The organism is Micromonospora parva, from assembly GCF_000718515.1.
GTDB lineage: Bacteria > Actinomycetota > Actinomycetes > Mycobacteriales > Micromonosporaceae > Micromonospora > Micromonospora parva.
In genome coordinates, this window is record NZ_JNZS01000002.1 from 314,875 (window position 1) to 341,493 (window position 26,619).

At 71.2% G+C, this 26,619-nt stretch carries 21 protein-coding genes and 1 rRNA gene; 9 read left to right on the forward strand and 13 right to left on the reverse strand.

Translation table 11 applies throughout. The features are described from left to right. Positions 1 to 64: 64 nt before the first annotated feature. The 3 genes from IF22_RS0103140 to IF22_RS0103150 form a co-directional block, all read right to left on the reverse strand. On the reverse strand, positions 65 to 592 hold the full coding sequence (locus tag IF22_RS0103140; protein WP_030328163.1) for a tRNA adenosine deaminase-associated protein: 528 nt from the start codon (positions 590 to 592) through the stop codon (positions 65 to 67). A gap of 117 nt (positions 593 to 709) precedes the next feature. Then, the gene (locus tag IF22_RS35300) at positions 710 to 877 is read right to left on the reverse strand and encodes a hypothetical protein (RefSeq protein WP_167337265.1); all 168 of its coding nucleotides are present in this window, start codon (positions 875 to 877) and stop codon (positions 710 to 712) included. A gap of 112 nt (positions 878 to 989) precedes the next feature. Continuing rightward, a complete protein-coding gene (locus IF22_RS0103150; RefSeq protein ID WP_030328166.1) occupies positions 990 to 1,328 on the reverse strand; it encodes a hypothetical protein in 339 nt (112 codons plus the stop codon). A 115-nt stretch (positions 1,329 to 1,443) separates the two neighbouring features. Between IF22_RS0103150 and IF22_RS0103155 the strand changes: the two genes are divergently transcribed. Together IF22_RS0103155 and IF22_RS0103160 are read left to right on the forward strand one after the other, a co-directional pair. Next, entirely contained in the window at positions 1,444 to 2,205 is a 762-nt protein-coding gene (locus IF22_RS0103155; protein WP_030328168.1) for a M23 family metallopeptidase, read from the forward strand. 1 nt (position 2,206) lies between these two features. Then, positions 2,207 to 3,280: a PHP domain-containing protein gene (locus IF22_RS0103160; protein WP_030328170.1), complete on the forward strand. Its 1,074-nt coding sequence runs from the start codon at positions 2,207 to 2,209 to the stop codon at positions 3,278 to 3,280. Positions 3,281 to 3,363: 83 nt separating this feature from the next. On the opposite strand, the gene IF22_RS0103165 is transcribed toward IF22_RS0103160, so the two are convergent. After that, on the reverse strand, positions 3,364 to 4,344 hold the full coding sequence (locus IF22_RS0103165) for a DMT family transporter (protein WP_209444463.1): 981 nt from the start codon (positions 4,342 to 4,344) through the stop codon (positions 3,364 to 3,366). A 130-nt stretch (positions 4,345 to 4,474) separates the two neighbouring features. On the opposite strand from IF22_RS0103165, the gene IF22_RS0103170 reads away from it, so the two are divergent. Next, the gene (locus IF22_RS0103170; RefSeq protein WP_030328174.1) at positions 4,475 to 6,145 is read left to right on the forward strand and encodes a DUF885 domain-containing protein; all 1,671 of its coding nucleotides are present in this window, start codon (positions 4,475 to 4,477) and stop codon (positions 6,143 to 6,145) included. Between the two features lie 70 nt (positions 6,146 to 6,215). Here IF22_RS0103170 and IF22_RS0103175 read toward each other — a convergent pair whose 3' ends face one another. Together IF22_RS0103175 and IF22_RS0103180 are read right to left on the reverse strand one after the other, a co-directional pair. After that, positions 6,216 to 7,712, reverse strand: a complete 1,497-nt coding sequence (locus tag IF22_RS0103175; RefSeq protein WP_030328176.1) for a DUF6114 domain-containing protein — start codon at positions 7,710 to 7,712, stop codon at positions 6,216 to 6,218. A 76-nt stretch (positions 7,713 to 7,788) separates the two neighbouring features. Then, positions 7,789 to 8,403: a DUF6230 family protein gene (locus IF22_RS0103180; protein WP_030328177.1), complete on the reverse strand. Its 615-nt coding sequence runs from the start codon at positions 8,401 to 8,403 to the stop codon at positions 7,789 to 7,791. Between the two features lie 400 nt (positions 8,404 to 8,803). Between IF22_RS0103180 and IF22_RS0103185 the strand changes: the two genes are divergently transcribed. Then, the gene (locus IF22_RS0103185; RefSeq protein ID WP_051708130.1) at positions 8,804 to 9,568 is read left to right on the forward strand and encodes a class I SAM-dependent methyltransferase; all 765 of its coding nucleotides are present in this window, start codon (positions 8,804 to 8,806) and stop codon (positions 9,566 to 9,568) included. A gap of 54 nt (positions 9,569 to 9,622) precedes the next feature. Here the strand turns inward: IF22_RS0103185 and pgfA are convergent, their stop codons facing one another. Next, positions 9,623 to 10,828, reverse strand: a complete 1,206-nt coding sequence (gene pgfA, locus IF22_RS0103190) for a cell envelope lipid trafficking protein PgfA (protein ID WP_030328181.1) — start codon at positions 10,826 to 10,828, stop codon at positions 9,623 to 9,625. 111 nt (positions 10,829 to 10,939) lie between these two features. Here pgfA and IF22_RS0103195 point away from each other — a divergent pair, with 111 nt between their 5' ends. After that, the gene (locus IF22_RS0103195; protein ID WP_081883664.1) at positions 10,940 to 12,196 is read left to right on the forward strand and encodes an acyltransferase family protein; all 1,257 of its coding nucleotides are present in this window, start codon (positions 10,940 to 10,942) and stop codon (positions 12,194 to 12,196) included. A gap of 117 nt (positions 12,197 to 12,313) precedes the next feature. Continuing rightward, positions 12,314 to 13,492 carry a glycosyltransferase family 4 protein gene (locus tag IF22_RS0103200; protein ID WP_156057253.1) on the forward strand — a complete coding sequence of 393 codons (1,179 nt, stop codon included), beginning with the start codon at positions 12,314 to 12,316 and terminating at the stop codon, positions 13,490 to 13,492. On the opposite strand, the gene IF22_RS0103205 is transcribed toward IF22_RS0103200, so the two are convergent. Genes IF22_RS0103205 through IF22_RS0103215 form a run of 3 tightly spaced genes read right to left on the reverse strand, consistent with a single transcriptional unit; the run spans position 13,477 to position 17,294 of the window. Then, a complete protein-coding gene (locus tag IF22_RS0103205) occupies positions 13,477 to 13,671 on the reverse strand; it encodes a hypothetical protein (protein WP_030328187.1) in 195 nt (64 codons plus the stop codon). The two genes, IF22_RS0103200 and IF22_RS0103205, sit on opposite strands and share 16 nt — an antisense overlap. Before the next feature lie 35 nt (positions 13,672 to 13,706). Continuing rightward, positions 13,707 to 15,416, reverse strand: a complete 1,710-nt coding sequence (locus IF22_RS0103210) for an MmpA family trehalose lipid delivery protein (protein WP_036410646.1) — start codon at positions 15,414 to 15,416, stop codon at positions 13,707 to 13,709. Further along, positions 15,417 to 17,294, reverse strand: coding sequence for a hypothetical protein (locus tag IF22_RS0103215; RefSeq protein ID WP_425339837.1), 1,878 nt, complete (start codon positions 17,292 to 17,294; stop codon positions 15,417 to 15,419). It abuts the gene before it with no gap. Between the two features lie 167 nt (positions 17,295 to 17,461). Between IF22_RS0103215 and IF22_RS0103220 the strand changes: the two genes are divergently transcribed. Together IF22_RS0103220 and IF22_RS0103225 are read left to right on the forward strand one after the other, a co-directional pair. Further along, positions 17,462 to 21,859 (forward strand): alpha-(1->3)-arabinofuranosyltransferase, encoded by a 4,398-nt coding sequence (locus IF22_RS0103220; protein WP_081883665.1) that lies wholly within the window; start codon positions 17,462 to 17,464, stop codon positions 21,857 to 21,859. Between the two features lie 38 nt (positions 21,860 to 21,897). Further along, positions 21,898 to 23,106, forward strand: coding sequence for a lipopolysaccharide biosynthesis protein (locus tag IF22_RS0103225; RefSeq protein ID WP_051708132.1), 1,209 nt, complete (start codon positions 21,898 to 21,900; stop codon positions 23,104 to 23,106). Here the strand turns inward: IF22_RS0103225 and nudC are convergent. Further along, entirely contained in the window at positions 23,103 to 24,020 is a 918-nt protein-coding gene (gene nudC, locus IF22_RS0103230; RefSeq protein WP_030328196.1) for an NAD(+) diphosphatase, read from the reverse strand. The genes IF22_RS0103225 and nudC overlap by 4 nt on opposite strands. Before the next feature lie 182 nt (positions 24,021 to 24,202). Between nudC and IF22_RS0103235 the strand changes: the two genes are divergently transcribed. Beyond that, positions 24,203 to 26,023 (forward strand): VanW family protein, encoded by a 1,821-nt coding sequence (locus tag IF22_RS0103235; protein WP_030328198.1) that lies wholly within the window; start codon positions 24,203 to 24,205, stop codon positions 26,021 to 26,023. A 45-nt stretch (positions 26,024 to 26,068) separates the two neighbouring features. Here IF22_RS0103235 and IF22_RS0103240 read toward each other — a convergent pair whose 3' ends face one another. Next, on the reverse strand, positions 26,069 to 26,320 hold the full coding sequence (locus IF22_RS0103240; protein ID WP_051708133.1) for a hypothetical protein: 252 nt from the start codon (positions 26,318 to 26,320) through the stop codon (positions 26,069 to 26,071). A 206-nt stretch (positions 26,321 to 26,526) separates the two neighbouring features. After that, positions 26,527 to 26,619: ribosomal RNA gene (gene rrf / locus IF22_RS33570) — 5S ribosomal RNA — on the reverse strand; the annotation flags it as partial.

Sequence of the window (26,619 nt, forward strand, 5' to 3'; positions counted from 1 at the left end):
CGCACCGGGGGTGGGTTGGCCCGGCCGGATCGACTCCAGCGATGGATCGGTGGCGTCGGCCGGCTCAGACCTCACGCAGCTCCTCGACCTCGTCGGCGCAGCCGAGCACCTGGCAGATCTCGGCGGTGACGTCCGCCGGCATCATCCCCTCGTGGGTGCAGAGGGTCAGCAGCTTCTGCGCGGAGATGCCGAGGTTGGCCAGCAGGTCGGCGTCACCGACCGGGTCGGCCTCCGGGTCGACGACGGGCTGCTCGCTCTCGTCGTCGCCGGTGCTCGCCGGGCGGGGCTCGTCGTCACCGTCGAGCCCGGTGACCGAGGTCTTCAGGTCACCGACCAGCAGCGCCCCCAGCTGCGACTCCTCGGCGTACGCGGAGTCCGAACCGAACACCCGCAGGTCCTCGCCCTCGTCCAGGCGCAGGATCACCAGGTACGCGTCGTCGGCCTCGACGAAGAGCAGCGACACGTCGGCCTCCTGGTCGACGTCACGCAGCCGGTCGGCGACCTCGTCGATGTCGGTCGCGCCACGCAGGCTGACCTCGGCGGCGGTCCAGCCACTGTCGTCGCGCACCACGGCCGCAGCGAAGTACGACACGGTCCCCCCAATAGCCCTCGACACAGCGTCGACTCGTTACGCGTGCACGTTAGCCGGTCGGGTCGGCAGGCGACCCGTCAACGCCCCGAAGGGCGGGTCATTCCTGACAAAGTCGAATCAGCCGACGACTCGACGGCGGGTGGCGATGAGTTGCCGCAGACGCTCGGTGCGCTGCCGCTGTGGTCGGCTGCGCTGGCGGACCGCCCGGGCACCCGCCAGCTCGGCCAGCAACTGCAGGCGGCGGCGGCTGCGATCGGGATCCTGTCGCGGAGTGGTCCAGACCATAGTGCCGAGCGTGCCGAGTCTGGGCGGCCACGTCAAGACGGCGTTCGCTACGCAGCCAACCGGGCACGCGGCGCAGTCAACCGGGCGACGTTCCGGGGCCGGTCCGTGCTGGTCACCACAGCGGCCAGTCACCACTGGTGGCCCAGCGGACCGCCACCACGGCGGCGGCGATGCTCCAGCCACCGGCCGTGACGATGGCGACCCCGGTGGCCACCCCCCGGTCGCCGTAGCGGACCAGCACCAGGGCGGTGACCCAGGCCAGCAGGCCGGCGAACACCGTCCACCAGGCGTAGCTGGCCACGTCGGTGCCGAGCAGGCCGAACAGCAGCAACCAACCGGCTGCCGCGCCACCACCGGCGGCGACGCCACCGCCGGTGACCGGGTGCGGCTCGCGGTAGGTGGGTCGGGTCGGAGGACCGGAGGGGAAAAGACCCGACGGGGTACGCGGCATCGGGCGGGCGGCACCGAAGTCCGGGCCAGGTTCGGGTCGGGCAAAGGTCACCGTCGCTGCCCTCCCTCACGCGTGCCGCTCGTGCCCACGGTACCGGCTCTGCCAGGATGACCGGATGGCCTCGCCGACGATCAGCCGCCGCGCTCGTCCGGCGTACCCCATCCTGCTGCTGCTCGCCCCGGTGCTGGCCGCCGGTTGCGCGACCACCCGGCCGGGGGTGCCCGACGGCGCCGCGCCGACGCCACCGGCGGTCTGGGCGACAGCCGACCAGCCGGCGTCGCAGCCGCCGTCGCCGGCGGCGACCGACCCGAGCCCGCCCGCGCCGTCGTCGGCCACGCCGTCGGCGACGGCACCCCGCGTCGGGCTGAAGCATGTCTTTCCGGTACGCGCCGACAACGTCGACTACCACCCGACGCACGGGGCGTACCCGGCGACGGACCTCTTCGCCGACTGCGGCGAGCCGTTCGTGGCGGTGACCGACGGGACGGTGCTGGAGGTGAGCCGCGTCGACCGGTACCGCAAGCGCGGGCCACAGGGCCCGGACAACGGCGGCCTGTCGGTCTCCCTGCTCGGCGACGACGGGGTGCGGTACTACGGCTCGCACCTGAGCGCCGTGACCAGCGGTGTCGACGCCGGGGTGCGGGTCCGCGCCGGGCAGCAGCTCGGCAAGGTGGGCCGCACGGGCAACGCGAACAACGTCTGCCACGTGCACTTCGGCATCTCGCCGGGGTGCACCGGTAAGGACGGCTGGTGGATCCGGCGTGGGGTGATCTGGCCGGCGCGTTACCTGGACTCCTGGCGGCGCGGCGGCAACCGGGAGCCGGCCGCCGAGGTCACCGCGTGGCAACGCCGGCACGGCTGCCCGAAGGCGCCCTGACATGGCTCGCGCGAGAGATCCCATCGCCGACCTGCGCCGGATCGCGTTCCTTCTGGAACGGGCCAACGAGGCCACCTACCGGGTACGCGCGTTCCGGTCGGCGGCGAAGGCGTTGGCCGGCCTACCAGCGGCCGAGCTGACCGAACGGGCCGGCAACGGCACGCTCACCGAGCTGGCCGGGGTCGGTGACGTGACGGCCCGCTGTGTGGCGGAGTCCCTCGCCGGTGAGGAGCCGGTCTACCTGCGCCGGCTGGTGGCGACCGAGGGCAGCGACCTGGACGCCGAGGCCACGGCGCTGCGCGCCGCCCTGCGCGGCGACTGCCACACCCATTCGGACTGGTCCGACGGCGGTTCGCCCATCGAGGAGATGGCGTTGGCCGCGGTGGAGTTGGGCCACGAGTATCTGGTGCTGACCGACCACTCGCCCCGGCTGACGGTGGCCCGGGGGCTGACCGCGGCCCGGCTGCGCCAGCAGCTCGACCATGTGGCGCAGGTCAACGCGGCGCTGCCCGAGGGTTTCCGGATCCTCACCGGGATCGAGGTGGACATCCTCGCTGACGGCTCCCTGGACCAGGACGACGACCTGCTGGCGCGCCTCGATGTGGTGGTCGGGTCGGTGCACAGCGGGCTGAAGGACGAGCGGTCGAAGATGACCCGGCGCATGGTGAAGGCGGTTGCCAACCCGCACCTGGACATCCTCGGCCACGTCACCGGCCGGATGGTGTCGTCCCGGCCCGCCGGGGTGACCGGTCCGGGCGATCGGGGGCACCGGGCGCGTACCCGGGCGGAGAGCGACTTCGACGCGGACGCCGTCTTCGCCGCCTGCGCCGAGCACGACACCGCCGTCGAGATCAACTCTCGGCCGGAGCGGCAGGACCCACCGAAGCGTCTGATCCGCCGCGCGTTGGAGGCCGGCTGCCGGTTCGCCATCAACACCGATGCGCACGCGCCCGGCCAGCTCGACTGGCAGCGGTTCGGCTGCGAACGCGCGGCACTGTGCGGTGTCCCTGCCGACCGGGTGGTCAACACGTGGTCGGCGGAGCAACTGGTGGCCTGGACGCACGACCGGCGCTGATCCACTCGCGTTTCTGGACATCGGGGTGTCCGGGTCCGCCGGACACCCCGATTTCTGAAAAGCCGTGTCGATCAGGTGGTCGCTCAGCGGCGGGCGGGTTCGGCGGCCGGGGTGGCGGGTGCGCCGACGCCGACCACCGGGCTGGTCCGGCGGCGACTGAACATCCCCTGCGAGACCGCGACCCCGAGCAGCACGATCAGCGCGCCGACCGGTTGGTGCCAGTTGAGTCGTTCGTCGAGCGCCACGGCACCGATCAGCACCGCGAAGATCGGGATCAGGTACGTGACGGTGGACGCGGTGCTCGCGCCGGCCACCCGGATGTTGCGCATGTTGATCACGAACGCGAGGCCGGTGCCGAGCGCGCCGAGGGTCAGCACGCTCGCCACCACCCCCGCCGAAAGCTCGGTGGGCAGCGGCGGCAGGCCGGCGACGAAGGGGGTGACGATTGCCAACTGCGCGGCGGCGAGCAGCAGTTGCGCGGTGGAGAGCGACAGACCCGAGTGCGTGCTGCCGGCGACGAACCGCTTCTGGTACGGGATGGCCACGCCGTAGCAGGCCGCCGCGCCGAAGCACATGAGCTGCCCGACGAAGTGGGCCCCGCCGATGCCCTCCCAGACCCCGAGCACCACCAGCACCCCGACGAAACCGAGCCCGAGCCCGACCGCCCGGCGCACCGTGAGCCGCTCGGTGCGGAAGACCAGCACCGCCAGCGGCAGCACGATCAACGGGGTGGTGGCGTTCCAGATGCCGGCCAGCATCGACTCGACCCGCTGCTCCCCGTAACCGAAGAGGGTGAACGGCACTGACACGCCGAAGGCGGCGACGACGGTCAGGTGCGCCCAGACCCGGGGCTCGCGGGGCAGTCGGTCGCGGAGCACGGCGAGGACCACCAGCAGAGTCAGCGCCCCGGCGAGGACCCGGTAGAGGGTGAGTTGAACAGGGTGCAGCTCGGCCACCCCGACCTTGATGAACAGGAAACTGGAGCCCCAGATCGCGGCGAGGGCGACGAAGCCGGGCAGCCAGGCGCGGACCGGCGCTTTGTCAGGAGTGGTATCGGTGGTCACCCCTGACACTCTGCCGTAACCGTACGACAAAGTCGCGCGCCTTTCGGCCGTCACGCCGTGCCCGAACCCGCAGCTCGAACACAACAAACGTCGGCGACAAAGCGGTGGGGCGGTCACGTAGTGTCGCAGCGTGGGACGAATTGATGAACTCGCCAACCGCTACGTGGCCGAGTGGGCGCCGTTGAGCCCCACCGGCGCGACCTTCGTCGGCATCGCCGGCCATGACGATCAGCTCGACGACCTGTCGCCCGACGGCTACCGGGCCCGCGCGGACCTCACCCGCCGGACGCTCGCCGAGCTGGAGGTGACCGAGCCGGAGACCGAATCGGAACGGACCGCCAAGGAGGCCATGCAGGAACGACTCGGCCTGGACCTCGCCCGGTACGACGCCGGCGAGGTGACCAGCGAGGTCAGTGTGATCACCAGCGGGCTGCACGAGATCCGCATGGTGTTCGACCTGATGCCCACCGCGACCAGCGACGACCAGGCCAACATCGCCGCCCGGCTCAACGGTTTCGGCGCCGCGCTGGAGGGCTACAAGACCACCCTGCGCGAGGCGCTCGCCGTCGGTGCGGTCAGCTCGAAGGTGCAGTTGGTCGAGGTGGCCAAGCAGTGCGACATCTGGGTCGACCCGACCGGTGACAACTTCTTCCACGGGCTGGTCGAGCGGCTGGGAGCGGAGGGCACGCTCGGCTCGGAGCTGCGTCGGGGCGCGGCATCGGCGACGGCGGCGACCGCCGAGTTCGGCCAGTTCCTGCGTACCGAGCTGGCCCCGCACGGGCGGGACAAGCAGGCCGCCGGCCGGGAGCGCTACGAACTCGCCTCTCAGTACTTCCTCGGCGCCAAGGTCGACCTGGACGAGACGTACGCCTGGGGTTTCGCGGAGCTGGCCCGGCTGGAGGAGGAGATGCGCGTCGTGGCGGGGCGCATCGCCGGCTCCGGTGCCACAGTCGACGAGGCAGTGGCCCGGTTGGACGCCGACCCGGCCCGGACCATCCAGGGCAAGGAGGCCTTCCGGGACTGGATGCAGGCGCTGGCCGACAAGGCGATCACCGAGCTGCACGGCACCCACTTCGACATCCCGGAGCAGGTCCGCCACATCGAGTGCTGCCTCGCCCCGACCAGCGACGGCGCCATCTACTACACCGGCCCCAGTGAGGACTTCTCCCGCCCGGGTCGGATGTGGTGGGCGGTGCCGCAGGGCATCACCGACTTCTCCACCTGGCGGGAGGTGACCACGGTCTACCACGAGGGCGTGCCCGGTCACCACCTCCAGGTGGCGCAGACCGCCGTCCGGGCCGACCTGCTCAACCGCTGGCAGCGGCTGCTCTGCTGGGTCTCCGGGCACGGCGAGGGCTGGGCGCTCTACTCGGAGCGGTTGATGGACGAGCTGGGTTACCTGGACGACCCGGGCGACAAGCTGGGCATGCTCGACGGCCAGGCGATGCGCGCGGCACGGGTGATCGTGGACATCGGCATGCACCTGGAGCTGGAGATCCCGAAGGACAATCCCTTCGGCTTCCACCCGGGCGAGCGCTGGACGCCCGAGCTGGGCTGGGAGTTCATGCGGGCGCACTGCCGGGTCCCGGACGAGAACCTGCGCTTCGAGCTGAACCGCTACCTCGGTTGGCCGGGGCAGGCGCCGTCGTACAAGGTGGGTGAGCGGATCTGGTTGCAGGCCCGCGAGGACGCCAAGGCCCGCAAGGGTGCCGACTTCGACCTGCGGGAGTTCCACCGGCAGGCGTTGGACCTGGGTGCGCTGGGTCTCGACCCGCTGCGTCGGGCGCTGGCCCGGCTCTGAGTCTCTGACGGCCCGGGTGCTGGCGGTTCGTCGTACCGCCAGCACCCGGAGCCATCGGGACGGTTGTCGTTCAGCCGAGTGCCAGCGCCAACGAGGGCCGGGCGGTCAGCGTGTCACTGGTGACGAACGCCAGATCGATGACCGGGTCGGTGAACGTGATCGAGATCGGCAGGGTGACCGGGATCCCGTCCGGCAACGGCAGGTCCGGGGTCAGAGTGAGCTTGATGCCGAGCAGCTTGCCGACGAACCGGGTGGAGTAGAAGGCCACGTCACCGCGGACGGTCAGCCGGTCGGTCTTGTACCGCTGGGTGCGCCCGTCGGGGCCGTCGGCGACCAGCAGGAAGTCGTCGGTCACCGCCTCCCGCATGCTGAACTTCAGCACCTTGAGGCTGCCCTTCTCGGTCCGCAGCTCGGTGGTCCCGTCGAACCGCAGCCCGGTCATGGTGACCTTGGAGCCGGTGAGCTTGGACGGCGTCTCGCCCACCATCGGCAGATTCGGGTCGGCCGCGATGCGGGGCAGCGGCTTGCCCGGCTCCGCTTTGTCTGGCTTGTCGGGTGTCGTGGTCCCGGGCTTACCTGACCCGCCCGGGTTCGGTGACGGGCAGGCCGTGGACCCGGGACGGGCCGTCGGCGTGACTGTCGGCTTCGCCGACGGGTTGGCGGTCGGGGTGGCCGCCGGCGTCGCGGTCTTCTCGTCGCGTCCACCGTTGAGCAGGTCCCCGATTCCATCCAGGATGTCGGTGATGATGTTGCCGTCCCGCTCCGGGCTGACGCTCGGTGTCGGGGTCGGCGTCCTGGTGGGAGTGGAGGGGCTGCGCGACGGCGTGACGGACCGGGACGGGGTCGGGCAGGCGGTCGCGGCGGGTCGGGTCGGTGCGGCCTGCACCGCTCCGGGCTGGGTGGCCAGGCCGGCCGCGGCGAGGCCCAGCACCAGCAGCGCGACTCCGAACACCCGCGGATCAGCAGGACGTCCCGGCCACTCGGGGGGTGCTCCCGCGTCGGTCGCGTCGCTCGCCGGGCGGTCCACCGGTTCGCCGGCCGCGTCGGTCTGCCCGACTCCGATCCGCTCCGTGTCGAGCCGCTCGACTCCGCGCTGCTCCGCGCCAGGCTGATCCGCATCGATTCGTTCGGTGAGGGGCAGTTCGGTGTCGGACAGGTCGGCAGCGGCTGGCGCAGGTCGGGTCGGGGTCCAGGCGAAGGCGAGCGCGCTGCCGACGATGCCGAGCAGAAGACCGACGAAGAAGCCGCCGAGGTTGAGCCCGATCAGCGAATAGACCGTGGTGACCGCCGCGACGACCGAGTAGAACAGCCGCTGCGCCGGGCTCAACCAGAGCAGCAGGGCGCAGGTCACCAGGATGACCGGGATCAGGAGCGAGAGCAGACCGGTGGCTCCGCTGTGGAAGCTCAGGCCGTTGATCGTCATCCGGGTGGAGGCGAACATCTCCACCCCGGCCAGGGCGACGAAGAGGCCTCCCCAGAACGGTCGGCTCCGCTGCCAGCGGCGGAAGGTCTGCCACGCCTGGGCCGTGCCGCCGGGCCGGGCGTGGGACGCGTTGGCGGTTGTCACGTACTCCTCCTGGCGGAGCGGGGACGGGGAAGGGGACGGCACCCCCGGTGGTCGGCCACCGCGGGCCCGACTCACCTCAGAAGCACTCCTTGCCCTTGGCCTCGTCGCCCACGTTGACCTTCAACCGGAGTCCGACCAGGTTGAAGGTGGCCGCCGTGGTGTACCGGGACACCTGCTGCAGGTTCGTGATGCTGACGTGGTCGGAGTTCTGGCCGAATGAGCCCTTCTGCGCCGTGGCGTTCAGGTCGCTCGCGTCCCGGCCAATCTTGATGTTGGTGAACGTCGCGTTGCCGTCGAGCGAGTCCATGGCGATCAGCAGGTCCTTGGCCCGGGCGGGCTCCTTGCCCTCACCGGCGTTGATGGTGAGCACCACGGGCAGGCCGGGCAGGTCGGAGCGGATGGACTGGCAGAGGTTGTAGAGCTCCGCGCTGCTGATTTCGGCGACGGCGATCGGGTGGGTCCTGCCGTCCTCACCCTTCTCGCGGACGACGCCGCCGTACTGCTTGAAGCCGTCGCCCTCGAGGCGCGCCGCGCCGATCTTGAACGTCTGTCCGGACACGGTGACGTCGGACGCGATGGCGCCGGTCGACATGCCGAACAGGATGGCGCCGACGGCGGCGGTGGCGGGGACCGCCATGGCGGCGAACCGCCGCCAACGGGTACGGCCCTGATCCTCAAAGCGATCCTGCACGGGTTCCTCCTCAGGTGGCCGGTCCCGGACTGGCGGCCTCGCACCGGGCACGGCATGTGTTACCGGCGGGTAACGATCGAGCCTGATCGTGCACCCGTTGCGGCGCGACTCACAACCCCCTGACCATCCGGCGGTAACAGGAGGGCGATCCAACAGACGGTCGACGTCACGATTCGTGGAACTACCTGTGTGGACAGAAGCCTCGGCAGGCGACAAAAGCGGCACAACCCCGCCCCCCGACAGCAGAGAGTCGCAGGGCATCGAGGAATTACAATTAGGTAACGGATGTAAAGTACGCAGGCTGCGGAGAGCCGTTCGGCTCGTCCTCTCGCCCGAACATCCAGGCGATCCCGGAGACAGCAGGACCCCACCGAGCGGCCCGAGGTCCTAGGGTTTCGGCGTGCATCTGAACGACGTGCGACGCGACTGGACCAAGCTCGGAGCTGAAGATCCGCTCTGGGCCGTACTCGTCGAGCCCGGCAAACGCGGCGGACGGTGGGACGTCGGGGAGTTCCTGGCCACCGGCCGCACCGACGTCGAGGAGACGACCGGCCAACTTCGCCAACTCGGCCTGCCCACCCGCTGGGAGCGGGTGCTCGACTTCGGCTGCGGCGTCGGGCGACTGTCGCAGGCACTCGCCCCACACGCGGACGAGGTCGTCGGTGTGGACATCGCTCCGACGATGCTGGAGACCGCCCGGCGACTGAACCAGAGCGCCGAGAACATCCGGTTCGTCCTCAACGACGCACCGGACCTGAGCCAGTTCCCCGACGGTCACTTCGACCTGGTCTACAGCGCCCTGGTGCTGCAACACCTACCGCGCCCCGCCATCGATCGCTATCTGGCCGAGTTCCTGCGCGTGTTGCGGCCAGGCGGCACCGCCGTCGTGGGATTCCCCACCGAACCGGCGCACACGGCCAGGGGCATCGTCTGGCACCTGGCGCCGGCCCGCCTGATCAGCTGGGCACAGCGTCACCTGCTCAATTACCCGGCGCCGATGAAGATGACGGTCGTACCGCACGCCGACATGGTGCGGCTCATGGCCGCACACGACGGGGAGATCGTCGGGCAGTGGCGCGATCGGCTGTACAGCGAAGACTGGGTCTGCACGCGGTACGCCGTGCGCCACGCAGGGCATCCGAGGCAGACGCCGCCTCACGACTGAGGGGTGGACCGCACCCGCGGTCCACCCCTCGAACGTGCATCGCGTCGTACCCGTCTAGCGCTGCTCGACCTCGCCGTGCGCCGGGCGCTGGGTCGGCACCGTCGGGTCCTCGGACTTCCAGTTCGTCGACGCCGGCGGGATCTCGTCGGTCAGTGGACCGCCTGCGGGCTCGGTCCGGGGCTGCTCGGCGGTGTCCGCGTCGCGTACCGGCTCCTGGTCCACCCGGGTACGGGTCGGGTCGGTGCCGGGTGCCACAGCCGCGTCGGCGCGGTGCCGGGCGGCACCGTCGTCGTTCCGCATCACCAGCCACACGCCGACGACGAGGGCGATCAGACCGAGGACACCGGCGGCGATCGGGCCCCAGACACTGATCAGGCCGATCTTGAAGCGGTTGTCCTTGACCGTCTCGACACTGCGGCTGACCGTGTCGTCGTTGTAGTTGAAGTCCGCGTCCAGCAACACCGTGGCGGTGCCGGTGTCCGGGCGCAACTCCTTCTTCTGCTGTTCCCGGACGTTCACGTAGGAGCCCGTCACCGGGTCGACCCAGAGCGTACGGGTGTTGCTGTAGACGATCTGACCGCTGGTGGCGGTGGGGGCGAACCTGCCGAGCAGCGGCTTGAGGCTCGCCTCCGGGGTGTTGAGCGCCTCGTTCTCGATGCGCTGCTCGAAGCGGTACGCCTCGATGCCCTTGATCTTTTCGGTGCCGACGAACTTCGCCGGGACGGCCCGCTTCAGGTCACGGTCGAAAACCTGGTAGTCCCGCTTGTCGGTGCCGAACGGGAACTTGTAGATCTGGCCGGAGTAGGTCACGTTCCCGACCGGAGTCTGCTCCGCGCCGCTCTCGTTGAGCCACTGCTCCTTCCACGGGGCGGCCGCGCCGGAGATCCGGTCGAGAGCCAGCTCGGTGCTGTACTGGCTGACCACATCAGGGGTGTCGGCACGCCTGACGGTCTGGTAGACGTCCCAGATCACCGCGTCGCCCTTGAGGTCCTCGGGTAGCCGGTCCCTTGTGTCGTCCGGCTGAGGAATGACCTCGACGCTGGAGACGAGGTCACCTTGCAGGACCTCGATGCTCACCGACTCGCCGACGCGAGTGATCTTCAGGAACTTGGCGTTCTTTGCCTCCGCGACGGACGTCGTTGGTTCAAGGTCATACGGGAGCTTGGTCACGGAAGGGGCCACGTAGAACGGCAGCCCAGCCGCGAAGACCAGCAACAAAACACCGAGCCCGAAGAGCGCGGCGCCCACGCGAAGCTTCACTCATCCTCCTGTAGCCTGCCGCCCTACGACCTGTTGTCCGGGGCACCCGATCCTTAACATGGCGGGAGGTTACTCCCCGGTCACCTTCAAAGCGACCCCCTGGATGTCCAGATGTCCACAGCCGCCGCGCCAACAATTCCGCAGACTTCGGTTACCGACCGACTCCCCGCACTCGACGCGCTGCGAGCAATTGGCGCCGTGGCGGTCGTCGGTCACCACATCGGGTTCCAGACCGCTGCCACCATGAACACCCCGTGGGGCGGTTGGCTGGCTCGGCTCGACGTCGGCGTTGCCATCTTCTTCGTGCTCTCCGGATTCCTGCTGTTCCGACCGTGGGCCCTGAACGCCGCGACGGGACAGGCCCGACCGCGCGCCGGGCGGTACCTCTGGCGGCGGGCGCTACGAATCCTGCCCGCCTACTGGCTGGCGGTGCTGGTCTGCCTGATCGTCCTGCCGCAGAATCGGCCGGCGTCCGTCGGTGACTGGATTCGCCATCTCACCTTCACCCAGATCTACGAGCCGGGCCAGTTGCGCTCCGGGCTCAGCCAGACCTGGAGTCTCGCCACCGAGGTCGCGTTCTACCTGATCCTGCCGCTGATCGCCGTGCTCGCTGTTGGTCGGTCGTGGCGTCCCGTCCGAACCGTCGTGATCGTCTGCGGGGGTTTGTTGGTGACCGCCGGATGGCTTGCGCTGCTGGGGATCGGCTGGCTCAGCAATGGCCTGCACACCATGTGGCTCCCCTCGTACGCGGCCTGGTTCGGCGCGGGGATGGCCCTGGCGGCGGCGCACGTCGCCCTGCGCACCGGGACCGCGCCCGCCGCCTTCCGCGTACTGGACGACCTCGCTTCGGCGCCGATTGCCTGCTGGGCAGCGGCGGTCGCCCTGATGGCGATCGCGACGACGCCCATCGCCGGACCCCGCGACCTCACCGGTCCGACAGCCGCCGAATTCGCGGTCAAGCTGGCCCTGTACCTCGCGATCGCGACGCTGATCCTGATCCCGGTGGCCTTCGGCGGGCGGACGCGGGCCAAGGAAATCTTCGCCGCCGAGTCGGCCCGATGGCTCGGCACCGTCTCGTACGGGCTGTTCCTGTGGCACCCGCTGGTCATCGAACTCATCTACCTGATCGACGACCGACCGCTCTTCACCGGCGGACTGTTCAACACCTTCGCACTCACCATGGTCTTCGGTCTGATGTACGCCACCGTCAGCTACTACGGCGTCGAGCGGCCCCTGCAGGTGCTCGGATCGCAACGTCGGAAGCGACCGGCCAGGCGCGGGCAGGCGTCCGGCACACCCACCGTCGACGTGGCCGCACCGGCCGTCGCGGCGCCGACGGTCACGCCGGCACCCACTGTCGGCACGTAACGCCAGTCGATCAGCGCTGCCCCATCAGGGCATTGCCGGCCGGCACCCCGGCCCCCTAGTGTGACGCGCGTCCCTAAATTACTTGAGAGTAGGGTTCGCGTGGAGCGTCGCTTCGGCATGCCCGGACACGTGCTGTTCCTCAACTGGCGAGACACCCGCAACCCCGAGGGTGGCGGGTCCGAGGTGTACGTGGAACGGATCGCCGCCGAGTTGGTGGCGCGCGGTTTCCGCGCCACCCTCTTCTGCGCCGCCCACAGCGAGGCACCCGGCGACGAGGTCAACGAGGCAGGCGTTCGGCTGGTGCGGCGCGGCGGCAGACACACCGTCTACCTCTGGGCGGCGCTCAGCTACCTGGCCGGCGCGCTGGGCGTGGGCCCGCTGTCGAGCCGTCGGGGCGGCCGGCCCGACATCCTGGTCGACGTCTGCAACGGGTTGCCGTTCCTCTCCCCGCTGTGGGCACGGCGCCCGGTGGTCAAGCTGATCCACCACGTGCATCGCGAGCAGTGGCCGGTGGTCCTTCCGAAATGGGCCGCCCGGTTCGGCTGGTGGGTCGAGTCGTCGCTGGCCGTGCGCGTCTACCGGCGGTGCCGGTACGTCACCGTCTCCGAGGCCACCCGCAGCGAGCTGGCCGTGCTGGGCGTACCGCCGGAGCAGGTCGCCGTGGTGCACAACGGCACCCCGGCGCTGCCCCGCACCGACGCCGAGCGGGCGCCGTTCCCGCTGCTCGTGACGCTGAATCGGCTGGTGCCACACAAGCGGGTCGAGGTGGCGTTGCGGGCGGTCGCGGCCCTCGCCGACGAGTTGCCCCAGCTGCGGCTGGTCGTCGCCGGCCAGGGCTGGTGGGAGTCGCACCTGCGTGAACTCGCCGCGGAGCTGGACATCACCGAGCGGGTGGACTTCCGGGGCTTCGTGACGGAAGAGGAAAAAGCGGCTCTGCTCGCCTCGGCCTGGGTCGCCCTGACCCCGTCGCTCAAGGAGGGCTGGGGCCTGACGATTGTCGAGGCGGGTTCCGCCGGCACGCCAACGGTTGCGTTCCGGGAAGCGGGTGGGGTCGCCGAAGCTGTCGTCGACGGGCGTACCGGCCTGCTGGCCGACGACATCGACGACTACCTGGCGAAGGTGCGCACGCTTCTGCGCGAGGACGACATGCGGCGAGAGATGGGGGCGCAGGCCCGGGAGCACGCGGCGAGCTTCACCTGGCAGGTCGCGGGTGGGCGCTTCGCGGACCTGCTGAGCGGGGTGGAGTCGCCCCGCCCAGTGCAGCAGCGGGGCGAGCCGTCCTACCTGTCGCCGTAGACCTCGGGGGCGTACGGGTCCTTCTTTCCGGCACGCTTGGCCGCTTCCGAAACACTCTTGGCCTCGTTGGCCGCCTCTTTGTCGGTGGCGGTCGCGGCGGCCGAGAGCCCGCCGAGGGCCAGGATCCCCAGCAACGCCGCCACCATGCCGGAGACGACCAGGGTCAGAGCTCTACGCATGCCAATCCTCCAATGGCGAGACGTGCGAGCGGACGTTACCACGCGGTAGGACGCCGGTGTAGTGCCGAAATGGCGGCCGCCATGACCACCAGAAGGGCAGCGCCGAGCGCCATCACGACAGCCCACGCACCACGTCCAGGGGCATCCGATTCCGGAGGAACGGCCGGGTTTCGGTAGAGAGTGAGAAACGGTCCCTCGTGGACGACTTCGAGATCACGAAGGGTCGCCGGGTCGACCTCGCTGGGCCCTTGGTGCTGCACGACCACCCAGCGCACACCGGTGGCCGAGACGGGCCGCCCCTCGGCCAGCACCCGGCGCACCTCGCGGAGCCGTGGGTTCTCCCCGGCCACCGCGACGTCGCCGACCCGGAGCGTGTCGTCGGTCAGCACCGTCCCCGGCAGGTAGCGCGGCGCCGGATCCAGGACGATACGTCCCGGGTTCCATGGGTAGGCCCGGTAGGCGGACAGCGGCAGCGCGAGGATCTCCCCCGGCTCGCCGGCCACCCGCTCGGCCACCGCCTGCCAGTCCGCCGGATAGCTCACCGGACGAAGCCGACCGGCACCGCCGAAGGCAAGGTCCGGCATGACGGCCACCGGCAGGAGCAGCAGGCCGACCAGAACCACCCCCGCCACCTCCCGGTCGATCCTGGCCACCAACCGCTCGGCTCCCAACGCGGCACACACCACCAGCAGCAGAGCGTACGGGGCCAGGAACTTCTGGCCGTCTCGAAGCAGCCCCGCGCCCGGCAGATGCACCACCGCCCAGCGCAACACAGCGGCCCCACCGGGGAGCACCCCGAGGGCAGCGAGAAGGCAGGCGATCCCGGCGAGCACCGCCAGCCGCACCGCCACACCCGGGGGCACCCGGCGCCGCAACAGGCCGGCACCGACACCGGCCAGGACCAGCAGGAGCAGGGTCGCCAGCGGCACCAGCGGCGCAGCGCGACTGGCGGGGGTCGCCTGTGCGCTCCAGACGCCACCCGTACCCGCGAGCGCCACCAGCGGACCGGCCCAGTTCTCCGAACGCGCCGCGAACGCCGCCACCCCCGCCGGATCGGATGACCCGCCAGCGCCGGTGACCAGGGCCGCGGTCACCCAGGGGGCGTTGAGTAACGCGACGCCGCCCACCACGAGCGCCGACCGGCGAAGGCGCGTCCGGTCCGGCACCAGCAGGGCCACAGTGCCCAACGCGATCAACCCACCGGTCGGGGTGATCGCGGCGGGAGCCGCGGCGAGCACCACCCGGGCGAGCGCGCCATCACGACCCGTCCGCAGGTCCAGCGCCGCCCGGACCAACCAGGGCAGCGCGGCGTACGCGAGCAGCAGCCCCCACTGTCCGATCAGCAACCGCTCGGCCAGGTACGGCGTCCACGCGTACGCCACCGCGGCCAGCAATCGGACCGCGAGCCGTTCCGTCGGCACCAGACGGCCGGCACCGACCGCGGCCAGGAGAACCGCTCCACCGAGCGCCACCCGCTGCACCGCCCAGCCCGGCACGAGCTGGGTGACCAGGGACATCAGTGCGTCCATCGGCACCGCCCGGGGCAGAGTCTGCGCAGGGGCGACGAGATCCCAACTCAGCGGCTGCCGGGGTACGAACACCATGTCGTACAGCAGCGCGTATCCCGGTGCCGCGAGCGGGGCCAGCACCAGCACCGTGACAGCCGCCGCAACGGCGTACAGCGGCAACGTGTCCCGCGCCCGCCGCACCGGTGGGGCCCCGACGCCGGTGGTCTGCTCAACCATTCACAGTGCCGGCACCGCGCGGCCGACGGTGATCAGTTGGGTGCACACCCGGACCCCCGAGGTGCTCACGGTGACCTCGACGGCGTCCCCAGCCCCCTCCAGCAGGAAGAACACGTCGTTCAGCCCGCGCTTCAGGGTGATTACCCGGACCGCGTCCCCGAGACGGAAGAGTGCCGTCGAGTCGCCCGAACTGACATAGCCGAAATGGACCGCGTACGGCCACTCCTCCAGGTACCCGTCCAACGGGATCCGGGCGGGTACACCACCCTCCGCCAGGTGCCCGCAGTTGGGCACCGTCCCGGGCACGACCTTCCGCCCCTGAACCACTACCGGACGGATCCGGCCGAAGTCGTCGAACATGAACGGCTTCTCGGCCTCCTCCACGAAGGTAGGCCGCCGCTCGGCCGGGCGGAAGAAGTGCGACTGGAGATTGTCCGGCCAGAAGTAGCCGGCGATGACGCGGTCCGGGACGGTGGTCTCCAGGAAGACGGTGCCCGGCGCGGCGGCGGCAAGCTCGATCTGCGTCGTCGCGAGGTAGTCCCGTCCGTACTTGGTGCTCCAGTTGTCCCCGAAACGGGCCGTGCTCCACAGCGTGCCCACCCCGATGGTGGCCAGGACGACGATTATCGAGACCAGACCGACCGCGAAGGCACCCGGCTCCCGCAGAACGGTCGGCAGCGGCCACGCGGACACGTCGTCCTCATCGGCGTCCTTCGTCCCCAACAGGGCCGCGCCGACACAGATCGCGGCGACCAGCACCACGTCGGCGACGTACCGGGGAATGATGCCCACGAACGAGCCGAGCGGCCCACCGAGGCGGGTCACGGCGAAGAGCGCGGCGACCAGCCCGAGGTAGCACGCGAGCAGCAACCAGGCCCGCCGGGCCGACGGGCGCCGCCGCGCGGTGACCACGATGAGAGCCCCCAGCACCGCCCACGACAGCCACTTGGCGATGTCGTACGGGTTCACGGCCGGCGGACCGTCACCGGCGTACGCCCAACGCCAGGGTCCGCCGAGCAGACCCGGAACGACGGTTTCGCCGACCAGGTCACCGAGGAATTTGAGGACCTGACCGACGGATGTGGGTTCGTCCAACTCGCGGGCGGGACGGGTCAGATAGAACGCCAGGTACGCCCCCGAGAGCGCACCGAGCACCAGCCACGCCGGCCAGTGCCGGCGGACCGTCGTCACCAGGCTGCGCCAGGGGCCGCCCGACGTGAAGAGGAAGACGGTCAGCAGGAACAGCAGCGGCACGATCAGCAGGGACTTGGTGTCGAAGAGCAGGCCGAACACCACCCACAGGACAACCACCACGAGGTGTCGCAGCCGACCGGTCCGCACGTACCAGACCTGAGCCGTCGCCGCCATGACCAGGGCCAACTGCATCGGCATCACGAGCAGCCCGACCAACCACAGCGAGGAGACCTCAAGCGTCAGCGGGCTGAACACGAACAGGCACAGCGGGATGAGCAGCCCCCAGCCTGGTCGGAGCAGATCGCGCAGCAACCGGTAGACGGCGAACCCGATCGCCGCCTGACCGACCGCCAGCAGCAGCACCCAGGGCCAGGTGACAAAGCCCGCCACCCGCACCATCGCCCACGCCACCAGCAGGCCGCCGGGCATGAGGTGGTTGTTGAAGGTACGCAGGAGGAAGTCCACGTCCAACCGGGTGTCGAGGACCTGGGCGGCGATGACGAACTCGTCCTGCGAGAACCAGCCACGGGTGGCAAGGCCGGCGCGCCAGGCGACGGACACGACGATGAGGGCGATCGCCACCGCGCGGACGCGGTCGGCACGGACCCATCGGCCGATCGGCCCCGGCCGGTCACCGTCGGACGTGACGCCTTCCGGATGCGTCTCGGCCTCAGCTTCTGGCATTGACATGGTCGGCAGCCTGCCACACGCTTACACGCCGTGGGGACGGCCGTTCTCCCGATAACGCCACCGCAGCGCCCCTGGTCGCCCGTCCGTGCCCGGTCCGGATAACGTCGCGCGACAGTAGTCGGCTGCAGGTGCGCGTCCGGCCGGTGAAGACAGGAGCCGAAATGCGTGCAGAGGTGACCGGTGGCGCCGCTCCGGTGTCCAGTCGAAGCCGGCACACGGCCCGACGGTTCCGGCACCTGGTCATCTGCATCGCGCTGACCGCCCTCGCCTTTCAGCAGGCCCCGGGCCAGGTCGTCCCCGACACCAAGATCGACCTGAGTGTCAACCCGGCCGGCTGGCTGCTCCGCTCGCTGCACCTCTGGGACCCCAACGGCACGTTCGGTCAGCTACAGAACCAGGCGTACGGATATCTCTGGCCGATGGGCCCGTTCTTCCTGCTCGGATCGGAACTCGGCATCGCGCCGTGGGTGGTCCAGCGGCTGTGGTGGGCGCTGATCTTCTGTGTCGCCTACCTGGGAGTGGTACGGCTGGCGGGCAGGCTGGGTATCGGCACGCCCGCCGGACGCATGATCGCCGGTGTCGCCTTCGCGCTGTCACCCCGCATCCTCACCCAACTCGGCTACGCCTCGGTCGAGTCCTGGCCCAGCGCCATCGCCCCCTGGGTGCTCATCCCGCTGGTGGGCCTCGCCGGCGGCACCCCGCTGCGGCGCGCCGTCGCCGGGTCGGCCGTCGCCGTCGCCTGCGCCGGCGGAGTCAACGCCACAGCCGTGGCCGCGGTGGTGCCACTCGCCCTGCTCTGGCTCGCCACCCTCCAGCCCGTACGCCGCCGCGTCACCGCCATCGCCGCGTGGTGTGGCGCGGTGGCGCTGGCCACGGCGTGGTGGTTGGTTCCGCTGCTCGTTCTGGGCCGGTACAGCCCACCCTTCCTGGACTACATCGAGACCGCCCGGAACACGACCAGCGTCACCGACGCGGTGACGACCCTCCGCGGCGCCTCCTACTGGCTCGCCTACCTCGCCACCCCGTTCGGGCCGATCCTTCCGGCCGGCGCACGACTCGCCAACGAGGCGCTACTGGTCGCCGCCACCCTGGTGGTCGCCGCCCTCGGTGTCCTCGGGCTGTCCCGACGCGGGATGCCGCACCGCCGGTTCCTCATCACCGGTCTGGTGCTGGGCGCCGCGCTCGTCGGTCTCGGGCACGTCGGTGACCTGCCGAACATCCTCGCCGGCCCGCAGCGGGAGTTCCTCGACGGCGTCGGTGCCCCCCTGCGTAACGTGCACAAGTTCGACGTTCTGCTCCGCCTGCCCCTGGCCCTGGGTATGGCGCACCTGATCGGCCTGGCCATCCGCGCGGCACGCACCGCGCCCGAGCAGCACCGCCCACGAACTGTCGCACGCGCCTGGCTCACAGCCGGTGTGGCCATGGTCGCCGTCACGGCGGTTGCCACGCCCGCGCTCGCCGGCGGTCTCGCCACGCCAGGCAGCGTCAAGGCGGTGCCCGGCTACTGGCACGAGGCCACCGACTGGCTCGACGCGAACACCGGGCGCGGGCGGGTACTCGTCGTACCCGGGGCGCGCTTCCCCTCGTACGACTGGGGCAACACCACCGATGAGATCGCCCAGCCGCTGCTGAACAGCCGGTGGGCGGTACGCAACTCCATCCCCTTCACCCCACCGACCACGATCCGGCTGCTGGACGCGATCGAGTCGACACTCGCCACCGGCGCCGGGTCGGCGGGCCTGGCCGACCTGCTCGCCCGGTCCGGGATCAGCCACGTCCTGTTCCGCGCCGACCTGGACCACGGCCGCTCGGACACGGCGCGCCCGGCTGTGGTCCGCCAGGCACTGGACCGCTCACCCGGATTGACCCGCGTCACCTCCTTCGGCCCCCTGCGCGGCGGGCCCTCGTCCCCGGACGAGTTCCGCGACCAGGGGCTCGACGTGCCCGTCCGGGCGTTGGAGGTCTACCGGGTCGACCGGCCGGTCGAGCCGGTTGTCGCGTACGACCGTGACGCCGTGACCACAGTTGTGGGCGGCCCCGAGTCGCTCCTCGACCTCGCCGCGGCAGGGCAGCTCGGCACGGCGCCGACGGTCCTGGCCGGCGATGCGACGGCGGCCGGCATCACCGGGCCGGTCGCGATGACCGACGGGCTGCGCAGGCGCGACGTGTCGTTCGGCCGCTCGCGCGACAACGCCTCACAGACTCTCACCGCCGACGACACCTTCGAGGTGACAGCGCCCGCCCACGACTACCTGCCCGAGTGGGGGGCGCAGCAGTCCACCGTCGCCCGTTTCGAGGGCATCAGCGCGATCCGCGCGTCGACCGCCCGCTCGCAGGTGGACTCCCCCGGCGGTGCCCGCCCCGAGCACCAGCCGTACGCGGCGATGGATGGCAATCCGGAAACGTCCTGGCAGTCCGCGCCGTACTCGCCCAGCGACCGTCAGTGGGTCGAGGTGGGCCTCGCCAACCCGACCCGGGTCACCCGGGTCGAGGTCTGGTTCGACCTGAAGGCCGACGCCCTGCCCACGACGGTGACCGTCGCCGCCGGGTACGAGAGCCGCACCGTCGAACAGTTCAGCGATCACATGGTCTTCGAGCTGCCCGGCGTCCACGCCACCCGCACGGTCAAGATCTCGATCGACGACGCGTACGACCTCCGCTCGTTCGGCAACGGGTCGGTCGGCCTCGCCGAGATCACGATTCCCGGCGTCCAGACGAGCCGGACCCTTGTCCTTCCCGCCGCACCGACCACCGACCGGCCGGCGACCGTCGTCGTGTCGGCGCCGCCCACCACCCCGGCCTGCTTCACCGTCGACGGCCACCCCCACTGTTCCACCGACGCCGTCCGCGGTTCCGAGGACGGCTCCAGCATCGACCGGACCCTCACCCTGCCCGCCGCCGGGGCTTACGAGGCCAAGCTGTGGGCGCGGCCGACGGCCGGCCCGGACCTGGACAACACTCTCGACAAGCTGGTGGCCGACGCACAGCCACTGCGCCTCGCGGCGCAGGTCAGCGCCTCCTCAACGGCCGTTCCCGACCCGACAGGTCGGGCCGGCGCGGCACTCGACGGGGACCCGACCACCAGTTGGTCACCGGCGGTCAGCGACGAGGCACCGATCCTGCGCCTCAAGTGGCTCAAGCCGCAGACCATCACCGGACTCCGGTTCTCCGTGGACGACGAGGCGGCCGCCACCCGCCTCGGCAGTGTGCGGGTGGTCGGTGACGACGGTTTCCGAAGCAGCCTGCTCGGCGACGACGGGCTCCTTCGCCTGGACCCGCCGATGCGGACCGACGAGATCACCATCCAGTTCCTCGACAAGCCGGCCGCCACCAGCACGGACCCGTACAAGCTGCGGTTGCCGGAGAAGCTGCCCGTCGCGGTCGGCGAGGTGACAGTGCTGCCCGGAGCGTCAACGGTCAAACCGCGCCCCGACGCACCGGTGACGCTGGCCTGCGGGTCGGGTCCGACGCTGCGGATCGGCGCGTCCCGGGTGACCACCACGCTCCGCGGGACACTCCGCGACCTGCTGGAACTACGCGAGATGGCGGTGACACCGTGCGGGCGGGACACGCCCCGACAGCTCGACCTGGGCCGCGGGGAGCACCGCATCGTGACCACACCGAGCAAGCTCGCCTCGCCCACTCGGGTCGCCCTGGTGCCGCGGACGCCCACGCCGACCCCTGCGGCGGTCGCCAGCGCCATCGAGGTCGGCTCCTGGACGGCCACCGAGCGGCGGGTACGGGTGGCCGACCACCCCGTCGACCGCGTACTCGCCGTTCGGGAGAACACCAACACCGGCTGGGAGGCGACCATCGGCGGGCGGACGCTGAAGCCGCTGGTGGTGGACGGATGGCAGCAGGGCTGGATTCTTCCCGCTGGCACCTCCGGGGAGGTGGTACTCCGCTTCGCCCCGGACACGACGTACCGGGCGGGCCTTCTGCTCGGCGGCGTCCTGCTGGCGGCGGTGGTCCTCCTCGCGGTGCTGCCCGCCCGCCAGCCCACCGGGCGAACCTCGACGTGCGCCCTACCGCGTGGCAGACGCCGGGTCACCCGCTCACTGCCACTGCTGGCGGTCGGGGCCGGCGCGTTGGTGCTGTGGAGCGGCCTCATCGGCGGCCTGCTGGTCGCCGCCGGATTCATGCTGGCGGTGCCCGGGCCACGCCGCCTGCCCTGGTCAGCTGACCCACGTCGGGCCAGGACGATCAGCCGGGCCGTGGAGACCTGGCTGCCGGGAGCGCTCCTGGTGCTCGCCGGGTGGCTCTACCTGAATTCGACGCAACGCGACACCGACGCCCTGCTGCAACTCACGACCGTCGTCGCCCTGGGTGCTCTCTGGCTCTCCACCGCCGCCCGTCGACGACCCGTACGCCGGACCACGCCGACCGCCGTGACCTCGGCCGTTGCGGCGACTGCGCTGGTCGCGGAGGAATCGAAACCGGACGCGGCGAAGCCCGACCAGACCGAGCCCGACGCGGCCGAGCCCGACCCGGCGACCGGCCCGGACCAGGCGACCGGCCCGGCCGACGGGCAGCGTCCGACCTTCTCGGAGATCACGTGAGCCTTCGGCGACCCGTCCGTCCGAAGGCGACAGAGCGGATGGCGGAGACGGAGGAGCCGGGCCGACGGAACAACGGTCTCGGTGCGGCCGGGATCAGCGTCACGGTGGCCGGCGTACTCGTCAACGGCCTGGCGTACGTGGTGCCGGTGCTGGCCGCCCGGCGGCTCGACCCGGCCGACCTCAGCGCGCTCGCCGCCGCCCTCGGTCTGGTGGCCATCGCCGGTGTGCCCGGGCTCGGTCTGCAACTGGCCGTCGCCGTGCACCACGCCCGGCACGGGTCCTCCGACACTCGACGGCTCACCGCGATCACCGCGGCCATCTGCGCGGGGGCCCTCATCGCGGCGACGCCACTGCTGGTCACCGCCCTGGACCTTCCGGCCGAGATGCCCGCACTGCTGGCGGTCAGCACAGCGGCGATCGTGCTCTCCTCCCGGTCCCTCGGCGAGTTGCAGGGTGGCCAGCGCTTCGTACGACTCGCCGTCGGGATGGCAGTGCTCGCCGCCGGCCGCTACGGCGGCGTGATCGCCGGACTGCTGCTCGGCGCGGGACCGACCGGCGCGCTGGCGGCCGGCGCGCTGACCGCCGCGCTCGCCCCGCCGGTGCTGGCCCGACTCGCCCGCGAGCCCGGACGACAGTCCGACGTCCCACGGCTGGCCGTCGCTCAGATTGTCGCCGGCTGCGGTGCGACGCTGGCGATGCTCGTCGTCTCCTACGCCGATCTGCTGCTGGCCCGGCAACTGCTGCCCCCGTCGGATGCCGGGGCGTACTCGGTCGGCACCGTGCTGAGCAAGGGCGCGCTCTGGGCGCCGCAGGTCGCCGCCGTCCTCGCCCTACCGCGGCTGGCCCGCGGTGACCGGCGCAGCCGAACGGTTGCGCTCGCGGTGACCGGCGGATGCGGCCTGGTCCTGGTGCTCGCCTCGGCGCTCGCCGGAGGGCTCGCCTTCCGCCTCGCCGGTGGGCCCGACTACGACCACCTCGGCCGGTACGCGCCCCTCTTCGCGGCGGTCGGCGCCCTCTACGCGGTGACGTTCGTGCTGCTCAACGACCGGCTCGCGGCCGGCACGCGGTGGGCGGCGACGCCGTTGTGGGTGGGCATGGCCGGCCTGGTGGCCGTCACCGCGACGCTGCGGCCGCACACCGTCCCCGGTCTCCTTCTCGCCGCCCTGGGCACGGCTGTCGTCGTCACCGCCATCATGGCGGTGGCGGCCCGTCGGCCAGCCCGGGCGCCGGTGGGCGAGCCCGACTAACCCTCCGCGAGCCAGTCCGCCAGGAGGCGGTGGTCGATCGCGTCCACCCGACCGAGCTGACGACCCGAGGCCACCCGGTCCCGCAGCTGCGCCCGCGTGAACCAGCGCGCCTCCAGCAGTTCCTCGCCGTCGACGCGTACCTCGTCGGACGTGGCGGTGGCCCGGAAGCCCACCATCAGGCCGGCGGGGAACGGCCACGCCTGCGACCCCTGGTAGGTCACGTCGGTGACGGTCACGCCCGCCTCCTCGGCCATCTCCCGACGGACCGCGTCCTCCAGGCTCTCGCCGACCTCGACGAAACCGGCGAGCGTCGAGTACGCGTCCTCGGCCGCGCCCGCGTGCCGGGCCAGCAGACACCGCCCGGGCGGACCGGGTGCCTCGACCAACACGATGATCGCCGGCTCGATCCGGGGAAACAGCAGACGCCCGCACTCCGCGCCGGTGCAGGTCCGCAGGTGCCCGCCGCCGCCGGTGACGGCCGCCGCGCCGCACGTCCCGCAAAATCGCTGCTGCCGGTGCCAGTGCAACAAACCCCTGGCGTACGCCTGGACGGCCGCGTGACCGGGTTCGAGCCGCCCGACCAGGGCCCGCACGTCGACGGACCGCACCGCACCGGCCAGTTCGACGGCGGACCGCTCGGGCAGGTCGGAGAGGTCCGCGGCGAACACGGCGGTCTCCGCGTCCAGCCCCAGGAAGACGGTCTCGGCGGCGGCGGATCGGACCAGCGCCGCGCGCTCCGCGCTGAGCCGAACCGGCCCGTCGCCGTCGACGAGACAGCGGTCCCGCCATATGGCCAGCAGCACCGTGGTCGGCTCGGCGAACAGCTCGCTCAACCGCGTCGGATCGGTGCGCAACGGGCCTGCCCGGTCCAGCCAGCCGCCCCCGTACGCCAACACCCGCTCCGCAGTGCCCACCCGGTCACCGTGCCACGTCGGTGATCCGCCCCCGGCACCGCCCCCGGCTCGGTGCGACACGCCGTACGACACGCGGTGGCAGCGCCTGGTGGGCGCAGCCACGAGGACGGCTGGGCATTCGTTACCGTAGGTGGCTCCGGGAGGGAAGGACCTCCCGCGGCACCCTGGCGATCGAGGTTGCAGTGACGCTGTACGGCGAAAGCAGTCCACCTGTCGACGACCGGCCCACCGTGCAGGTCACCGCCGTCACCTGGCCGGACGATGGACCTGAGCCGGTCACGACAGCCGCTCCCGGCGAACCCGACAACGGCCCGCGCCGGTCACGCCGGGTGCGGATGCTGCTCGCCGCCGGCATCACCGGTGGTGTCCTCGCCGCCGTGGCGGGCGCCGGCGCCTGGGCGTACGCCGGTGACGTTCCCCGTGGCACCAGCGTGCTCGGCACCGAACTGGGCGGCCGGAGCCGCGCGGACGCCGACCGGGAGTTGCGGGCGGAGCTGGACCGGCGGGCGGCGACGCTGGCCACACCGCTGAAGGTGACCGTCGACGGGCGTACCGCCGAGATCAAACCGGCCGACGTGGGGCTGGCCGTCGACGTGCCGGCGACCGTCGCGGCGGCGGCCGAGGCCGACGCGCACCCGGTCAGCCGGCTGGTCGGCTCCCGCGCCGTCGAGCCGGTGGTGACGGTCGACGTGGGCCGGTTGGACGACGCGCTCCGCAAGGTGCTCGGCGACCAGGCCCAGGGGATGACGATGCCGGCGATCACCTATCAGGGCACCACCCCGAAGGTGGTGCAGCCCAAGCCCGGGCTGGCCTTGAACCCGGAGCGCTCCGCCGAGGTGGTCCGCGCCGGCTGGCTGGCCGGCGAGCCGGTCACCGTGCCCCTGGTGGAGACCCACCCGGCCACCACCCCGGAGGAGTTGGATCGGCTGGTCAACGAGCTGGCGAAGCCTGCGGTGGCCGCACCGGTCACCCTGCGCACCAGCAAGGGCTCGGTGACGGTCCCGCCCGCCGCCATCGCGAAGAGCCTGCGGTTCAACGCCGACAAGACCGGCAAACTGACCCCCACCGTGGACGTCAAGCGCCTGCGCACCGCGCTCGGCGAGAAGTTGGCCGCCATCGAGGTGCCGCCGAAGGACGCCACGATGACGATTGCCGGCGGCCGGCCCACCGTGAAGGACGGACAGTCCGGGCAGCAGTTGGACACGGCGGCGCTCAGTCGGGACCTGCTCGCCGTGCTGCCGAAGGTAGACGGTCGCGAGGTGACCGGCGAGCTGAAGCCGACGCCGCCGCAGCTGACCGCGGAGAAGCTCGCCGGCCTGGGCATCAAGGAGCGGGTCTCCACCTTCACCACCCGGTTCACCGGCGGCATGGCCTCGTCGCGCAGCCAGAACATCGCCACGATCGCGAAGAAGGTGGACGGCACCGTCGTGCTGCCCGGGAAGACGTTCTCGCTCAACGGTCACACCGGGGAACGCGGTTACGCCCAGGGCTACCGGGACGCACCGGTCATCCTCGACGGCAAGTTGGTGCCGGGGGTCGGTGGTGGCACCTCGCAGTTCACCACCACGCTGTTCAACGCGACCTACTACGCCGGCTTGGAGGACGTCGAGCACAAGCCGCACTCGTACTGGTTCGACAGGTACCCGGCGGTCATCGAGTCGACCATCTTCTGGCCCAACCTGGACTTCAAGTTCCGCAACAACACCGAGTACGGCGTCCTCATCGACACGTCGTACACGTCCAGCTCGGTCACCGTGTCGATCTGGAGCACGAAGATCTACGACAGTGTGAAGACGGAGTACGGCCCGCGCCGCAACATCACGACGCCGAAGCAGATCCACCTGACCCCCGGGCCCTCGTGCATCGAGACCAACGGCATCAACGGCTTCACCCAGGACGCCTTCCGGGTCATCAAGAAGGGCGGCGTGGTGGTCAAGCGGGAGAAGTTCACCTGGCGCTACGACGCGGAACCCCGTTACGTCTGCGGCCCGAAGACGTCCTGAGGTCCACTTCCAGGTCGGCCTTTTTCCTGAAGTCACAGGTGTGGGTCAGCTCGGCGGCGTTGCCGCCGGGCCCCCATCGCGCCTCCCACCCTGTGGCGGCATCGGCACCGTGCGGCTCTCCTGCACCCGGATCTCGGCCCGGAAGCGGTGCGCCGCCGGGTGCCACATCTCCTCGAACGGGCCCATGACCTCGCCCCCAATGCCACGACGACGGACCCGGGATGCGAGCCACCACAGGGTGCTCAGGACCGCGGCCACGCAGCCCGCGAACACCACGAATATCAGGACCTCGTCCACAGACCGAGCCTATCCGTGGGCACCCGGCCCAGGGGCGGACGCAAGATCGCGCAATATCCTGGTTGTCGTGGTGCCCGCACACCACCAAAGCCACTACATCCTGGATCGAGCGCGACCGTGACGCTCAAGGACGGTCCACCCGTTCCCGTTGGCGGCTGAGACGCAGAAAAGGCCACCCCGTGAGGGGTGGCCTTTTCTGAAAGATTGTCCGGCGGCGTCCTACTCTCCCACACCCTCACGAGTGCAGTACCATCGGCGCTGGAGGGCTTAGCTTCCGGGTTCGGAATGTAACCGGGCGT

Excerpts from the sequence above, each read along its gene's own strand:
- IF22_RS0103210 (WP_036410646.1), bottom strand. The coding sequence starts at position 15,416 with ATGGTTGAGCAGACCACCGGCGTCGGGGCCCCACCGGTGCGGCGGGCG.
- IF22_RS0103155 (WP_030328168.1), top strand. The coding sequence starts at position 1,444 with ATGGCCTCGCCGACGATCAGCCGCCGCGCTCGTCCGGCGTACCCCATC.
- IF22_RS0103150 (WP_030328166.1), bottom strand. The coding sequence starts at position 1,328 with ATGCCGCGTACCCCGTCGGGTCTTTTCCCCTCCGGTCCTCCGACCCGA.
- IF22_RS0103160 (WP_030328170.1), top strand. The coding sequence starts at position 2,207 with ATGGCTCGCGCGAGAGATCCCATCGCCGACCTGCGCCGGATCGCGTTC.
- IF22_RS0103225 (WP_051708132.1), top strand. The coding sequence starts at position 21,898 with ATGGCGGAGACGGAGGAGCCGGGCCGACGGAACAACGGTCTCGGTGCG.
- IF22_RS35300 (WP_167337265.1), bottom strand. The coding sequence starts at position 877 with ATGGTCTGGACCACTCCGCGACAGGATCCCGATCGCAGCCGCCGCCGC.
- IF22_RS0103220 (WP_081883665.1), top strand. The coding sequence starts at position 17,462 with ATGCGTGCAGAGGTGACCGGTGGCGCCGCTCCGGTGTCCAGTCGAAGC.
- IF22_RS0103205 (WP_030328187.1), bottom strand. The coding sequence starts at position 13,671 with ATGCGTAGAGCTCTGACCCTGGTCGTCTCCGGCATGGTGGCGGCGTTG.
- IF22_RS0103200 (WP_156057253.1), top strand. The coding sequence starts at position 12,314 with ATGCCCGGACACGTGCTGTTCCTCAACTGGCGAGACACCCGCAACCCC.
- IF22_RS0103215 (WP_425339837.1), bottom strand. The coding sequence starts at position 17,294 with ATGCCAGAAGCTGAGGCCGAGACGCATCCGGAAGGCGTCACGTCCGAC.
- IF22_RS0103195 (WP_081883664.1), top strand. The coding sequence starts at position 10,940 with ATGTCCACAGCCGCCGCGCCAACAATTCCGCAGACTTCGGTTACCGAC.